Annotated in this window: 15 protein-coding genes; 8 read left to right on the forward strand and 7 right to left on the reverse strand. The window is 62.6% G+C overall.

What is annotated here, in order from left to right:
- The first annotated feature begins 75 nt into the window (after positions 1–75).
- Positions 76–1101, forward strand: coding sequence for an ABC transporter substrate-binding protein (locus MOV80_RS18095; protein ID WP_162897155.1), 1026 nt, complete (start codon positions 76–78; stop codon positions 1099–1101).
- 227 nt (positions 1102–1328) lie between these two features.
- Here MOV80_RS18095 and MOV80_RS18100 read toward each other — a convergent pair whose 3' ends face one another.
- A complete protein-coding gene (locus MOV80_RS18100) occupies positions 1329–1799 on the reverse strand; it encodes a hypothetical protein (protein ID WP_019103779.1) in 471 nt (156 codons plus the stop codon).
- A gap of 323 nt (positions 1800–2122) precedes the next feature.
- Positions 2123–2467 (reverse strand): hypothetical protein, encoded by a 345-nt coding sequence (locus MOV80_RS18105; protein WP_019103777.1) that lies wholly within the window; start codon positions 2465–2467, stop codon positions 2123–2125.
- Between the two features lie 294 nt (positions 2468–2761).
- Here MOV80_RS18105 and ompR point away from each other — a divergent pair, with 294 nt between their 5' ends.
- Both ompR and MOV80_RS18115 read left to right on the forward strand, forming a co-directional pair.
- A complete protein-coding gene (gene ompR / locus MOV80_RS18110) occupies positions 2762–3487 on the forward strand; it encodes a two-component system response regulator OmpR (protein ID WP_043593470.1) in 726 nt (241 codons plus the stop codon).
- Positions 3488–3490: 3 nt separating this feature from the next.
- A complete protein-coding gene (locus tag MOV80_RS18115; RefSeq protein WP_081575044.1) occupies positions 3491–4795 on the forward strand; it encodes an ATP-binding protein in 1305 nt (434 codons plus the stop codon).
- Between the two features lie 37 nt (positions 4796–4832).
- On the opposite strand, the gene MOV80_RS18120 is transcribed toward MOV80_RS18115, so the two are convergent.
- Positions 4833–5252 (reverse strand): hypothetical protein, encoded by a 420-nt coding sequence (locus tag MOV80_RS18120; protein WP_019103774.1) that lies wholly within the window; start codon positions 5250–5252, stop codon positions 4833–4835.
- 97 nt (positions 5253–5349) lie between these two features.
- On the opposite strand from MOV80_RS18120, the gene MOV80_RS18125 reads away from it, so the two are divergent.
- Positions 5350–6213 (forward strand): LysR family transcriptional regulator, encoded by an 864-nt coding sequence (locus tag MOV80_RS18125; RefSeq protein ID WP_043593472.1) that lies wholly within the window; start codon positions 5350–5352, stop codon positions 6211–6213.
- A 13-nt stretch (positions 6214–6226) separates the two neighbouring features.
- On the opposite strand, the gene MOV80_RS23485 is transcribed toward MOV80_RS18125, so the two are convergent.
- From MOV80_RS23485 to waaC, 4 genes are all read right to left on the reverse strand, one after another.
- Positions 6227–7087: a methylated-DNA--[protein]-cysteine S-methyltransferase gene (locus tag MOV80_RS23485; RefSeq protein WP_118268512.1), complete on the reverse strand. Its 861-nt coding sequence runs from the start codon at positions 7085–7087 to the stop codon at positions 6227–6229.
- Between the two features lie 89 nt (positions 7088–7176).
- On the reverse strand, positions 7177–7779 hold the full coding sequence (locus MOV80_RS18140) for a CBS domain-containing protein (RefSeq protein ID WP_118268511.1): 603 nt from the start codon (positions 7777–7779) through the stop codon (positions 7177–7179).
- Between the two features lie 270 nt (positions 7780–8049).
- Positions 8050–9312, reverse strand: a complete 1263-nt coding sequence (waaA, locus tag MOV80_RS18145) for a lipid IV(A) 3-deoxy-D-manno-octulosonic acid transferase (RefSeq protein WP_043593474.1) — start codon at positions 9310–9312, stop codon at positions 8050–8052.
- A complete protein-coding gene (waaC, locus tag MOV80_RS18150; RefSeq protein WP_232060459.1) occupies positions 9309–10280 on the reverse strand; it encodes a lipopolysaccharide heptosyltransferase I in 972 nt (323 codons plus the stop codon). The genes waaA and waaC overlap by 4 nt, the downstream gene beginning before the upstream one ends.
- Before the next feature lie 499 nt (positions 10281–10779).
- Here waaC and MOV80_RS18155 point away from each other — a divergent pair, with 499 nt between their 5' ends.
- From MOV80_RS18155 to MOV80_RS18170, 4 genes are all read left to right on the forward strand, one after another.
- The gene (locus MOV80_RS18155; RefSeq protein WP_081556401.1) at positions 10780–11535 is read left to right on the forward strand and encodes a glycosyltransferase family 2 protein; all 756 of its coding nucleotides are present in this window, start codon (positions 10780–10782) and stop codon (positions 11533–11535) included.
- Between the two features lie 84 nt (positions 11536–11619).
- The gene (locus MOV80_RS18160) at positions 11620–12042 is read left to right on the forward strand and encodes a GNAT family N-acetyltransferase (protein ID WP_052052225.1); all 423 of its coding nucleotides are present in this window, start codon (positions 11620–11622) and stop codon (positions 12040–12042) included.
- Between the two features lie 39 nt (positions 12043–12081).
- The gene (locus MOV80_RS18165) at positions 12082–13074 is read left to right on the forward strand and encodes a S66 peptidase family protein (RefSeq protein ID WP_081575048.1); all 993 of its coding nucleotides are present in this window, start codon (positions 12082–12084) and stop codon (positions 13072–13074) included.
- Positions 13071–13583, forward strand: a complete 513-nt coding sequence (locus MOV80_RS18170) for a GNAT family N-acetyltransferase (RefSeq protein ID WP_043593514.1) — start codon at positions 13071–13073, stop codon at positions 13581–13583. Before MOV80_RS18165 ends, MOV80_RS18170 begins: the two co-directional genes overlap by 4 nt.
- The last annotated feature ends 21 nt before the right edge of the window (positions 13584–13604 follow it).

Consider the following 13604-nt stretch of genomic DNA (forward strand, 5'->3'; position numbering starts at 1 on the left):
CCGGGAGATGATAGGAGGCAGATATATTCATGTCGATATGAATATTCACTGCTAGTCTTTGTTTTGCATAGCCGCTTGACCGCGCGCAAACACAGCAACGGCGAGCAGCCCTTGCGCGGCGCGACGCCGCTATCCATCATGAAGAAGCGGCGTGCTGCGTCTGCGCGCTTTTTCGAGGCTCTTCCGATGCGGCAATCTCTGTTTCTTCGCCGGCTGGCCGGCTGTTGGCTCGCCGCCCTCGTCGCCTTCGGCTGTGGATCGCCGGCAGCCTCCCTGGCTGCCGGCATGATCTACATCGGCCACGCGCCGGAAACTTCCGTCGACGAGCGCTACGACTACCATTGGGCGATTCTGCGCGCCGCGTTGGACGCCACCCGCCCGCGTTGGGGTGATTACAGCCTGCGCTTCGCGCCTCGCATGAACGAAGCGCGTCAATTGCAGGAGCTGAGTCATCCGCGCGGCCGGCTCAACGTGGTGATCCGTGAAACCAACCGCGACTACGAACGTCGCTATCATCCGGTGCGGATTCCGATAGACCGCGGCTTGCTCGGCTATCGCGTACTGCTGATCCGGGACACGCGGCAAACGGATTTCAACACGGTGGCCAGCTTGGCGGACTTGCGCCGTTTCAGCATCATCCAAGGCGATGGCTGGGGCGACAACGCCATCCTGAAACAGGCCGGGCTGACCGTGGTGACCGACCCTAATTACGACGGCCTGTTCCGCATGTTGGAGCGCGGCCTGGGCGACGCGTTCTCGCGCGGCGTGGCGGAAGTGGAGGAGGAAATCCGCGTGTACCAGCCACAATACCGGCACATGGCGCTGGAGCGGTCCTTATTGCTGTACTACCCGCTGCCCACGTATTTTTGGTTTGGCCGCGACGCGGAAGGGCAACGGCTGGCGCAACGCGTGGATCAGGGCATGAAACAAATGCTGCGCAACGGCGAGTTCCAGCGGCTGTTCCAGAAATACCACGCCGGCCTGATCCAGCGGCTGGACCTGAAGCACCGGCGGCTGATCCGCATCGACAATCCCTTCCTGCCGCCCAGCACGCCTTTCGCCGACCGCAGCCTGTGGTTTGATCCCACCACGGCCAAATGACAGCGCTAACAAAACCTCGCAGAAAACCTGAGCCAAGGCGCGCCGACGCAGGCAGTACCTGTGGAGATCAGTGGTTTGCTTAAGAACCTGTTCAAAACCTCTCGAGCAAGGACGAGACAAGGCGAAAACGGCTGAGAAAGCGGAATGTACACGTGGTACATGAGCATTTCGAATGCCGTACTCACCGTGCAACGCTTCACGAAGCGCAACAGACTTTGAACAGGTTCTTAGTCCGGCTGCAAAGCCTGGCGCACGCAAAGCCGCTGGGCGATCTCGCGGTCCGCGCATTTGAGTTCGGCCTCCGCGCGGGCGCGGCAACGCGCGGGATTGGCGGAGCGTGCGCAATCCGGCGGCGGTAGCCGCTCGTTGACGCAGACGCGTCGCGCCTTGCCTTCCAACCCGTCGCAAGAACTATGCGCCGCCCGCAAAGCTTCGCAACGCTTGGCATCGCGCTCACGCAGGCAACTCAAGGCCGGCGTGTAAAACTCCAGGCAGGCGTGCCGCCCGTTGACCGGCAAATCATTGCAGGCCATCGTGCCCTGACGGTGCAGCTCGCAACGCTGCGGCGCGGTGGCGCGGCTGCAATCCCATTGCGCCGCTGCCGCTTCCGCCAGCCAGCACAAAGCCAGTCCCAGCCCCCAGGCGCGCCGCAACGCGCCGTATCCCCTATCGTTTTTCAAGGCATGCCCCTTGCGCATGACCAGTTATCTCCGCGCCCGCCTATGAATCTGTTCAATGTTTGCTGCGCCTCAGCAATATGGCATTGAGACGCCGATGCGCCGTGTCCGCACGCAGCAACACCCGACTCGCGGGATCATGAACAAATTCTATTGGGCGAAAACGACGCTGCGCGCTATCGGCGCGGCGGACGGCCAGCCAGGCACATGCCCGCGAAATCAGCTTGCTTCGCAAACCGTTCCGGCAATGTGAGTTTGAATTGGAATGAAAAGGCTGGCGTACTCTATTCAAAGCTTATCAATAGAAATCCCGCTTCGCCAGCCAGGCTTGATACGGAGAAGGCTCAGTCCGAACCATGTTTGCGGCGGTCCCGCCAGAAATGAGGCTTGATACGATCCGGCGGCGGCGGCGGCGCGGCGCCGTCCGGGCTCATCCGCCAATACGGCGGCGGCGGACGGTGCATCTGTTCCTTCGGCAAATCGCCGTCCTGCACCGCCTCGCGCAGACGCAAATTGCGCAGACGACGCAATTCCTTACAATCCGGATCGGGCTGCGCCTGGCAGCGGCGGCCCTGCGCCGGTTCCATATCCGGCGGCATGGGGCCGCGCTCCTTCCCTCGCGCCAGGGCCGGCGCGCCGGCAAGCGCTTGCAGCAAGGCAAATATGAGAAGAATCGGCAACCGCGTCATGAAACCTGTTTTATCCTGTCGAATAGGCTGGAAAAGGAACTCCGGACCCAAGTCCGGCGAGGGCGGACAGCATACACCATGCGCCGTGGATGCCAAAGGCATCAAAAGGCGCCCAAAGCGCAGGAAGGCCCCATTACGCAGCCTAGACTCGCGGCATGAGGCAGACATGAGCGACAATCGCTGATTTGTTAAGGTGTGTGACCGCGAGAACCGGCTTAACATATCTTCATCAGGCGCGCTGCCGCATCCCGGGGCCAGCCGCTAAGCTGACACTCCGCTCCGAGGAAAAAACGCATGGAACACAATAAGATACTGGTCGTCGACGACGACTCCAAGCTGCGCGAGCTGCTGACCCGCTATCTAAGCCAACAGGGCTACGCGGTGGAAGCGCTGCCGGACTCCAAGGACCTGGACCGCAAGCTGGCGCGCAATCGCCCGGACCTGATGGTGCTGGACGTGATGATGCCCGGCGAGGACGGCCTGGCGGTGGTGCGCCGGCTGCGCGCCCAGGGCGAAACCATTCCGGTGATCATGCTCACCGCGCGTGGCGAAGACATCGACCGCATCCTCGGCCTGGAAATGGGCGCCGACGACTACCTGCCCAAACCGTTCAATCCGCGCGAACTCACCGCCCGCATCCAATCAGTGCTGCGCCGTCATCACGCCACGCCGGCGCTGGGCGCGCGCCACGACGCCGACGAGGAAGTGAGCTTCGGCGAATTCGTGCTCAACCTAGGCCAGCGCGAACTGCGCAAGGCCGGCCAACCGGTCACGCTGACCAGCGCGGAATTCGCAGTGTTGTCGGTGCTGGTCAGCCACCCGCGCCGGCCGCTGACCCGTGAACAACTAATGGAAATGGCTCTGGGCAAGGGCAACGGCGAATCGCTGGACCGCAGCATAGACGTGCATATCTCCCGGCTGCGCAAGGCACTGGAAAGCGGCGACACCCAGTTGCGCTTCATCCAGACGGTATGGGGCTACGGCTATGTGTTCGTGCCGGACGGCACGCCGCGGGAGTAAACCGTGCGCAAGCTGACCGGCTCGCTGTTTTTTCGGCTGGCCGTGCTGGTGGTGCTGGTGGTGCTGACCACTCAGTTCGTCACTCTGTGGATGGCCGCGGGCGAGCGCCACAAGCTCTTGGACAAGCAGCTGTATTCGCAAACGGTGGACACCCTGGCCTTCCTGGAAGGCACGATGGAGGCGATGACCAACACCGAGCGCGCCGAATTCCTGGCCGGCTACAACCGACCCGGCCTGCCGCGGCTTCTGCCGATCAATGCCGATCAAGGCGTCAACTTCACCGACTACGTGCCGCGCTTGGGCGAAACCCTGGCACAGCGGCTGTCTCATGGCCTCAACGAACCCATCGAAGTGCGACACGCCCAGATTGAGGATCGCAGCGAACTCTGGGTCAATGTGCATGTGCTGGACCAAGCCTACTGGCTGGTGCTGCCCTTCGGCCGTTATAGCGACCGCCCGATCAACACCATCATGCAGGCGGCGTTGTTGGCCTCCATCGTCGCCAGCCTGCTGGCCTTCGTCGTCGCCTGGCGGGTAACGCGGCCAATCAGCCGCGTGGTGCTGGCCAGCCGAGAACTGGCCGCCGGCAACATGCCGGCGGCGGTGCCGGAGGACGGCCCACGCGAGGTGAAGGTACTGGCCCATAACTTCAACCTGATGGCGCAGGCGCTGGACAGCGCCGCGCGCGAGCGCAGGTTGATGCTGGCCGGCCTGTCCCATGATCTGCGCACGCCGCTGACCCGGCTCAAGCTGACGCTGGAGCTACAGCAGGACAGCCCGGACCAGCACGATATGCTGGCCGACATCGACGAGCTGTCGCAGATCGTGCGCCAATTCATCGACTTCGCCCGCGCCGAGGAAACCACCCGGCTGGAGCCGGTGGCATTGGCCGACCTCGCCGCCAGCGTAGTATCCCGCTTCGCCCGCGAAGGCATGGACGCGCGCCTGGAACGGCGGGCCGAGCCGGAGCTGCAAGGCGACGGGCTGGCGCTGGAGCGCTTATTGTCCAATCTGCTGGAAAACGCGCGCCGCTACGGCGCGCCGCCGGTGGAAGTCTGCGTCGAGCAAGTCGACGGCTTTGCCGTGCTCAGCGTGCTGGACCACGGTAAGGGCATCCCGGCCGAGCTGCGAGAAACCGCGCTGGCTCCGTTTGAACGGCTGGCCGAACACCGCGGCACAGACGGCGGCAGCGGCCTTGGTTTGGCCATCGTCAGCCGCGTGGTCAAGCAGCATAGAGGCCGGTTGGAGTTTTGCGATCAGTCCGATGGCTTCAAACTGGCCGTTTACCTACCGCTGCACGCCGGCTGACAAGCGCTTTGAGCGCCGCCCGCCTGCCGGGCGGCGCTCAACGGAAACGCAGCATCATCCACAAGCCGGCCATGCTCAAGGCCATCCCGCCGAGCTTGCCCAGCGACGGTTGTTCACGAAACAGCAAATAGCCTAGCGGCAGCAACACCAGCGCGGTCAGCACATTGGAACTGAGCGCCGCGTAGCCGACATGCCAGCCGGCGCGATAAGCCAGCAAAAAACCCAGCTCGATGCCGACAATGCCCGCCGCCACCCCCAGGCTGCTCCAATTCAGCGCGGCCAATCCGCGCTGGCCGCCTCCGGGCAACCACCACATTCCCAACACGCACACCAGCATGGCCACGCCATAACTGACCGCCAATGAAAAGAAGGGATTCGCCGCTTCCGGCACCTGCTTGATCGACAAGTGATAGACGACGGAGCCGGCGACCGCCAGTAGTAACGCCGCGATAAACATGTTTGCGCGCCTCATCAGAAATATTCGCCTACAGGCTAAACCTTCCCGCCAGTTATAGGTAGACTGAAAATTCAAGGCATTGTTATAAGAAAAAATCATGACTAGAGACTTGGACACCGGCTTGCTGCGCGCGCTGATCGCCGTGGCCCGCCGCGGCAGCATCAATCGCGCGGCAACGGACTTGGGACGCACTCAACCGGCTTTGAGCCTGCAATTGCGTAAACTGGAACAGCACTGCGGCCAAACCCTGCTGCAGCGTTCGCCGCGCGGCGTCAGCCTCACCGCGGCGGGGCAGCAATTGCTGCCCTACGCCGAACGCATCGTCAGCCTGACTGAACAAATGCGTCCATCCACGCCAGTCGCGCCGGCCAGCCGCTGCCGCATCGGTTTGATCGAGGATCTGGTCAGCCGCAATCTGCCGCGGGTATTGGCGGACTTCGCCGCGGCTCGGCCGCAGCTGCAACTGGACATCCGAGTGGCGCCGGGGCGGGAGTTGAGCGCGGCCTTCCAGCACGAAGAACTGGATTTGCTGATCGCCAGCCCGCGGGTGACGCAGCTGGATGCCACGCCCAGCTGGGTGGTGGAATGCTCGCTGCCCTGGCTGGCCCAGCACGGCACGATGCCGGCCGCAGATCTCATACCGTTGATTCTGTTCGCCGCGCCCTGCAGTTGGCGCGACGCCATGCTGCAAGCGCTTGAGACAGCCGGCCGCCCCTACCGCGTGGTCCTGGAAAGCTCCAGCCTGCTGGCGGTGCAGGCCGCCTTGCAAGCCGGCCTGGGCATCGGCGCCTTGCTGTCGGACGACGAACTGCCCGGCGTCGCCCCGTTGCCGCGAGAATCGCTGCCGCCGCTGCCCGCAGTGCCAATGGCGTTGTACCGGCGGCCGGAGAGCCTGGGCGACCCCGCTCTGGATCAATTGGCGCGGCTGTTCTTTCTACAACTCAGCCAACGGACGGGATAACGATGAAGCCGCATCAAGCCGGTTGCAGGCCAGCCATCACCGCGCCCTCCCAGCCTATCAGTTCCACTTTACGCTCCGCCCCCCAGCGGTATTCGCCCAAAGCGCCCTCGGCGCGGATCACCCGGTGGCAGGGAATCAACCAGGCCACCGGATTGGCGCCCACCGCGCTGCCCACCGCCCGCGCCGCCCGCGGTCGTCCCACTGCGGCGGCGATCTGGCCGTAGCTGGCGAAACCTCCGTAGGGAATCGACAACAGCGCGCGCCAGACCTGAATCTGGAAATTGCTGCCCTGCACCCGCAGCGCCAACGGCGTCTGGCCGTCGGCGCGCAGCGGCTCGAACATGGCGGCGGCCACCGCCGCGCCGCCGCCCGGAACATGCCGCAACGCGGCTTTGGGCCAGCGCCGGCTCAGCCAGGCCACGGCCTCCATCTCGTCTGCGACGAATTGCGCCGCGCACACCCCGCGCGCGGTCCGCGCCACCAGCACCGGGCCGAAGCGGCTGGCCTCCACGCTCCATTCGATCGCCAGGCCGGCGCCGCCGTTGCGGTATTCGCCCGGCGTCATCGCCTCCAGCGTCACGAACAGATCGTGCAGCCGGCCGCCGCCGGACAGGCCCAGTTCATGCGACAACGGCAGCAAGGCCTGCCCGCTCAGCCTCGCCTTGGCCGCCTCGCAGGTCAGATGTTGCAAGAAACGCTTGGGGCTGACCCCGGCCCAACGGGTGAACAAGCGCTGCAAGCGCGATTCCGACAGATGCAGCGCGTCGGCCAGTTCGGCCAGTTCCGGCTGGCGCTCGGCGTTCGCCACCAGGTAGCGGATGGCGTCGCGGATGCGGCCGTAGTCGCGGTCTTCTTCCAGAATTTCGCCGTGCATGGTCTGCTCTCCCTTCGATCACAGCCCCAGCATAAGCAGATCGGGCCGCCGCGGCGACCCGATTCTTGCCGACTTGCGCGCCGCGCCCCTCATATCGCGTGCAGCAGCGAGTACTGGATTTCCGACAGCGCCTGCGGCACGCGGATGAAGGAAAGCGGCATGCCCAGCAGCCTGGCCATGTGGGAAGTGGAGAACAGCCCGCACAACTCGTAATGGCCGTTGCCCGGATTGAGCTCCACCACCAGCGCGTGCTGCCGCCCCATCTGCTTCATCGTCGCCACCATGTGGCCCACGCTGGCGTGCTCGATATCAAGCAGGTTCAAGGCTTCTAGTTGCTTGCGCGGCGTCATCACGTCGCCAACGCCGATATCGACGTAATGTTTGCCATGCTCCTTCATGCACTGGATAGGCCGCTCGCCCAGCAAATCGGTGGCCGTGATCAGGCCAGTGAATTGCCCGTCACCATCGTGGACGAACAGCAGCCGTATGCCGTGGCTGATCATCCGGTCGTGGGCTTCGCGCAAGCTGGCGCTCTGATGAATACCCACCGGGTTGATCAATCGCAAATCGGTCATGACCTCCAGGGCCGAGCTGTTCAGGGTGATGGGCGGGTGCGGTCGCTGATCCAGACGCACCAGGTCGGTGGTGGACGGCAGGCTCATCGTGGGCAACACGCTGTAATTGGCTAACATGGTAGCTCCTTGTCTTGTTAGACAGCGGAGTCGATGCGGCGGCGCGTTGCGCCAGTCATGTTCGATCTGTCCGCTCGGAAGTTTTCCGATGGCGGGGACCGGCCTGGGGCATGACTGGGTTTTGCACGTCCGTCCCGGGCCGGCGGCCTCGGGAGAGCAGCGTCGCCGACGCGGCTCTTGCTTGAAGAGTAGAAGAAGGCACAGCGCAGATCAGCCGGCGAATCATTAATTTTTTCGCAAACGACGGCGCGGGGCTCGCGCCCTCGCGGATCAGGCCTCCAGCTTGCGGCGAAACAGAGCGCTCATGCGCTGGCTGGCCCCGCTATGGGCGCCGCTGAAGGCCAACGCCGACTCGCGCATCGACTGGCGGCGATCTTCATCGCCCAACAGCTCTATCACAGCGCCGATCAACTCCGCGGCGTTGGCCACCTGGCGCGCGGCGTCGGCGGCCAACGCCAGCGCCGCCGCCTGTTTGAAATTGAAAATGGATGGGCCAAACAATACCGGCACGCCCACGCTGGCCGGCTCGATCAGATTATGACAGCCCAACGGCAGCAAACTGCCGCCGACAAAGGCCAGATCCCCGCAAGCGAAGTAAGCGAACGCTTCGCCCATGCTGTCGCCCAGCCATACTTGGGTGGCGGAGTCCACCACCGCGCCGTCGCTGCGGCGCTGCACTCTCAGGCCGCGGCTCTCGGCCAGCGCGGCCACATCGTCGAACCGCTCCGGATGACGCGGCACCAGCACCAGTAGCGCGTCGCCCAACTCTTGGGCCGCCGCCCGCCACGCATCAAGAATCAAGGCCTCTTCACCGTCGCGGGTGCTGGCGCAGACCATAACCCGGCGGCGGCCTATCCTGGATTTGAACTCGCCGGCCAGCGTCAGCTGCGCCGGCGGCGGCTGAATATCGTACTTGGTGTTGCCGCAGACTTCGACTTCGCTTGCGCCCAATTTCCGCAAACGTTCGCCATCTTCCGGCGTTTGCGCGGCAACAGCGCTCAACGCCGCCACCGCGGGTGAAATCAGCCCACTGATTTTGAGATAACCGTTCAGGGATTTTTCAGACAAGCGCGCATTGGCCAGAAACAAGGGCACCTTCTGCTCGGCGGCGGCATGAATCAGATTGGGCCACAGCTCGGTCTCCATCAACACGCCCAAGCGCGGCCGGTAGGCGGCGAGAAAAGCCTGTGCGGCTTGGGGATAATCGTAGGGCAGATAGCGCACTTCGGCATCGGGATACAGCTGCAAGGCGGTGGCGCGTCCGGTGGGGGTCATCTGCGTCATCAGCAAGGGCGCGTCCGGCCAGACTTCTCGCAACGCCGCCACCAAGGGCTGCGCGGCGCGGGTTTCGCCCACCGATACCGCGTGAATCCAGATCGCTCCCTGTGCGCGCGGCTGCAATTGACTGCCGAAACGCTCGTCCCAATGCTCCAGATAGGCCGGCGCCTTGCGCGCCCGCTTTTTCAGGTAGTGCCGCACCAGCGGGGTGGCCAGCAGCCAGGCCCAGGAATACAGTCTGCGTTGCCAATTCATGTCCAGTCCTTGCGCGTGAACAAGGCTTGCAGCGCCTCGTCCACAGACGGGCACAGCCCGATTCCGCCCAAATTGGTGGCCCACGGCGTTTCCACCACGCCCGTGGCGGCCGGGTCCGTATCAGTGTAAATCGCCGCCAAGGGCACGTTCAACGCATTGGCCAGGTGAGTCAGCCCTGTGTCCACGCCCACCACCGCGTTGGCGTGGCCCAGCAGGCCGGCGGCCTCGATCAGATTCATCTTAGGCGCCACCACCGCGGCCGGCATCTGCGCGGCCAGCCTTTCGGCGCGCTGGCGCTCGCGATCATTACCCCAAGGCAGCACCATCACCAGATCATGCTGCATGGACAAGCGTTTGCCCAGTTCCACCCAATGGCCTTCCGGCCACTCTTTGGACGTTTTGCTGGTGGCGTGCAGCAATACCGCGTAACGGCCGGACAGCACCCAGCTGGGCCGCTCGCCGGCCGGCACGCCAAAACGGGGGGCGCCCTGCGGCTGATAACCAAACACCCGCGCGAACAACAGACGGTTGCGTTCTATCGCCGACAAGCTCCAGTCCACCTTGTGACGCTTATCGTAAAAACAGCTGGCCAACGATTCCCTCGCGCTGCCCCATCCGTAGCCGGTCAGCGGCGCCTTGGCCCAGCTGGCCGGCAAGGCGCTTTTCAACAAGCCCTGGCTGTCCACCACCAATTCCCAAGGCGTGTCGCGCAGTTGCCGCCGCAAGGCCCGGATCTCTCGCCAGGTGGACGGCAGCCACCAGCGCTTGCTCCAGCGCCGCCAATTCAAGGCAATCACCCTGTCCACCGCCGGATGCAAACGGGCAATGTCGGCGAAAGCCTCTTCGGCCAGCCAACTGATGCGGAAATTGGGGTAATGCGCTTTCAGCTCGGAAATGGCGGGCCAAGTGTGGATAAGGTCGCCCATCGACGAGGTGCGCACAATCAGCACATTCATCATGGCGCGCATTGTACCCGAGCATGCCTGTGGTTAACCAAGTAAAATCCCTGCAGTTCAATTGTGGATAAACCGCTGTGGACAACTAGGTTCGGATTTATCCACAATTTGCGATGCCGCAGCGCACCCAAACTATCCAAAGCCCATCAACAGGACAAGTAACTGAACCCTTTGAAGTTTTTGTCGCTTATCCACAGCAATGGCCAACTATATCAGTTTCATCAATATAAAATTGCGTTAAAGAGTTATCGGTGGCGTAAGAAGGTTCGCAGGCAAATTTACGCCATGCACAAGCAAGTGGGAACAAATGGGATCGGGCCTGTGGACAAGTGGTGACTTCAAGGAACAGTCAGATTTATCCACAAGTCTTCAGTCTGCAAAAAGATGGATGAACAACAAGATTCCAGCTAATCCAACACCATGAAAACAATGTGAAAAACATAGTTATCCACAGCAAAGAGACGACTTCTACCAGTTTCTTCAAATTACATATGGGAAAACATATAACAAGATGCGTGCGCGAATAAGCGTGGTGCTAATCACCAAGAATGCGGAAACTTCGTTGGAAAAATGTTTGGACAGCGTGGGCTTCGCCGATGAAATCGTGCTTGTGGATTCAGGCAGCACGGACAGGACATTGGCGATAGCTTCCGCCTATAAGGCAAAAGTTATCCACCAAGACTGGCTGGGATTCGGTCCTCAGAAGCAATTGGCGGTAGAAGCCGCCAGCCACGACTGGGTGTTGTGTCTGGATGCGGACGAGTGGCTTTCCCCTGATTTGATCAATGAAATCAAAGCCATGCTGGACAATCCACAGGCCAAGGCCTTTCAGTTTCCGCGTTGCAACCGTTTCATGGGCCGTTTTCTGAAACACGGCGAAGGTTATCCGGACTGGTCTTTACGCTTGTTCCATCGCGGACATGCGCGCTGGTCGGATGATCTGGTGCATGAGTACGTGATCTCCAACGGCCCTGTGCATAAGCTGCGGCACGAACTGATGCACGAGTCCGGCGAAGACATCGCGCTATATCTGAACAAGCAGAACCGCTACACCAGTTTGCAGGCTGAACGGCTTTTTCAACGGGGAAAACGTGTGGGTATCGCGAAACTTATCCTCAGCCCCTTGCTGCGCTTCATCAAGTTCTACTTTTTCCGCCGTGGTTTTCTCGATGGCGTGCCCGGTTTGGTCCACATCAGCATCGGCTGCTTCAACAGCTACATCAAATACGCCAAATTGATCGAACTACGACGGTTGAAAAGCAAATAGCCGGCTTGCCGGCAGTCTCGCCTTGTGCTGACAATGTCATTTCCTTGAGCAACTGGACGAAGATAGATGGCGGAGATCAGAACAATGCGGGCAGAGGATGCGCTCGCGGTGGCGCGGCTATGCCTGGATCTGGGCTATGAGGCGACGGAGACAGAGATCAGCGAGCGCTTTGTACGGCTGGCAGCGCTGCCGGACAACCAGATTTGGGTGGCCGAACGCGACGGTGCCGTGTTCGGCTGGGCTCACTGTCGCAGCGTGCATTCATTACAAGCGCCGCCAGCGATCGAGATCGTCGGCATCGTGGTGAGTCCGGCTTGTCAGAGGCAAGGGCTGGGACAGAGTTTGCTTAGCGCTTGTGAAGCCTGGGCGCTACAGCGCGGCTATCAGGTCATCCGCTTGCGTTCCAACATCAAGCGAGTTGAAGCCCACGCCTTCTATCGCCATCTCGGCTATCAGCAACAGAAAACCAGCCACAGCTTCGCCCTGGATCTGAGGGATGGACAATGATTGACTGCCCATGATGCTTATCCACCGGAGACGCTTTACATGATGGTTTTTCCCGCGCCGTTGCAGCCGGGGGATCGCATCGCCGTCACCGCCTTTTCCTCCGGCGTGCCCCCTGTCTTGCACGGACAGTTGGATCGAGCTTTGCAGTGCCTGCGAGATCAGGGCTGGCAGGTGGAGGAGGGCGCTTGCCTGCGCGGCGAGTCCCAAGACGCCAGCGCGCCCGCTGTTGAACGGCTGGCTGAGCTGAAACGCTTTCTTTTTGATCCGGACATTCGCGCCATCCTGCCGCCCTGGGGCGGCGAACGGGCGACGGAACTGCTGCCCGGCATCGATTTTGCCGCCTTGGCGCGGCTGCCGCCCAAATGGGTGGCCGGGTTTTCCGATATTTCCACCTTGCTGACGCCGCTGACCCTGCTGGCCGGGTGGGCGACGTTGCATGGGCCGAATCTGTTCGATCTAGGCAATCCGCAGCGGGCGGAGGAGAATTCGGCGCTCTTGCATGCCTTGCACTACGGTTTGCCGCCGCAGCAAGGCCATTACAAGGCGTTTTGGCGTTGGGACGCTCCCGGAGAGCGTTATCCGTCCACGCTGCGCGTGTTGGGCGCGCAAAAGGCCCGCATCGCCGGCAGACTGATCGGCGGCTGTCTGGATACGCTGAGCCGGCTGCAGGGCAGCCCTTACTTTGATTTGCGCGCGTTTAAACGGGAACCCGCGCTGCTTTACCTGGAAAACTGCGAGTTGAGGCCTTGCGAGTTGATGCGCGCCTTGCTGGGCCTGAGGCTGTCCGGCGCGCTGGATGGCTTGAGCGGGCTGGTGTTGGGCCGCAGCAGCGGACCGGACGCCGCCGACGCCAAGGCCTTGAGCTATAGCGGGGCTCTGGAGGCCGCTTTGGATGGACTGCCATACCCGGTGATCGTGGATGCCGATATCGGCCACGTGCCGCCGCAATGGACGTTGATGAACGGCGCCTGGGCCGAACTGGAAGTAGACGCGGGCCAGGCCACGCTGCGTTTTGAGAAAGGATGCGCATGAGTTGGCAATATCGCTTGGCCGCCGCGGGGGATGTGGACGCGCTGCGGCAACTGATCATGGAGCATGGGCCCAATCCGTGGAACTGGCTGCCGGCGGACGGCGTGGAGGAAAGTTTGCGCCAGGTGGCGGCCGGCGAAGCCTGGGCGGCGCTGTTCGAGCGCGACGGCCTGCTGGGCGCGGCCATTTTGTATCGGATGCAGGACCGTTTTCCGCAATATCGTCCGGACGGGATCGCGGCGGAAGCCGCCGGCTACATCATGGAGGCGGTGGTGCGGCGAGATCAGGCCGGACAGGGTCTGGGCAGCCTGTTGCTGCAACAGGCTTGCGACGATTTGGCCGAGAGAGGCGCGCGCTGGGTGGCGGCGGACAGGCATGAGGAAAACGCCGCGTCCGGCGGCATGATGCGCAAGGCGGGTTTCGCCGAGCTAGCCAGTTTCGACGATTGGGAACGCCGCGCCGGCGGCAGCCGTCGCAGCACGGTGTGTGGACGAGCGCTTACGACCCGCTAAGAAGCTGTTCAAAGTCTGCTG

It is taken from the genome of Chromobacterium sp. IRSSSOUMB001, from assembly GCF_023507765.1.
GTDB lineage: Bacteria > Pseudomonadota > Gammaproteobacteria > Burkholderiales > Chromobacteriaceae > Chromobacterium > Chromobacterium haemolyticum.

Bases quoted from the DNA above. Each gene is read 5' to 3' on its own strand.
- ompR (WP_043593470.1), top strand. From the start codon at position 2,762: ATGGAACACAATAAGATACTGGTCGTCGACGACGACTCCAAGCTGCGC.
- MOV80_RS18140 (WP_118268511.1), bottom strand. From the start codon at position 7,779: ATGTTAGCCAATTACAGCGTGTTGCCCACGATGAGCCTGCCGTCCACC.
- MOV80_RS18155 (WP_081556401.1), top strand. From the start codon at position 10,780: ATGCGTGCGCGAATAAGCGTGGTGCTAATCACCAAGAATGCGGAAACT.
- MOV80_RS18100 (WP_019103779.1), bottom strand. From the start codon at position 1,799: ATGCGCAAGGGGCATGCCTTGAAAAACGATAGGGGATACGGCGCGTTG.
- waaC (WP_232060459.1), bottom strand. From the start codon at position 10,280: ATGCGCGCCATGATGAATGTGCTGATTGTGCGCACCTCGTCGATGGGC.
- MOV80_RS18120 (WP_019103774.1), bottom strand. From the start codon at position 5,252: ATGTTTATCGCGGCGTTACTACTGGCGGTCGCCGGCTCCGTCGTCTAT.
- MOV80_RS23485 (WP_118268512.1), bottom strand. From the start codon at position 7,087: ATGCACGGCGAAATTCTGGAAGAAGACCGCGACTACGGCCGCATCCGC.
- waaA (WP_043593474.1), bottom strand. From the start codon at position 9,312: ATGAATTGGCAACGCAGACTGTATTCCTGGGCCTGGCTGCTGGCCACC.
- MOV80_RS18165 (WP_081575048.1), top strand. From the start codon at position 12,082: ATGATGGTTTTTCCCGCGCCGTTGCAGCCGGGGGATCGCATCGCCGTC.
- MOV80_RS18160 (WP_052052225.1), top strand. From the start codon at position 11,620: ATGCGGGCAGAGGATGCGCTCGCGGTGGCGCGGCTATGCCTGGATCTG.
- MOV80_RS18105 (WP_019103777.1), bottom strand. From the start codon at position 2,467: ATGACGCGGTTGCCGATTCTTCTCATATTTGCCTTGCTGCAAGCGCTT.
- MOV80_RS18125 (WP_043593472.1), top strand. From the start codon at position 5,350: ATGACTAGAGACTTGGACACCGGCTTGCTGCGCGCGCTGATCGCCGTG.
- MOV80_RS18170 (WP_043593514.1), top strand. From the start codon at position 13,071: ATGAGTTGGCAATATCGCTTGGCCGCCGCGGGGGATGTGGACGCGCTG.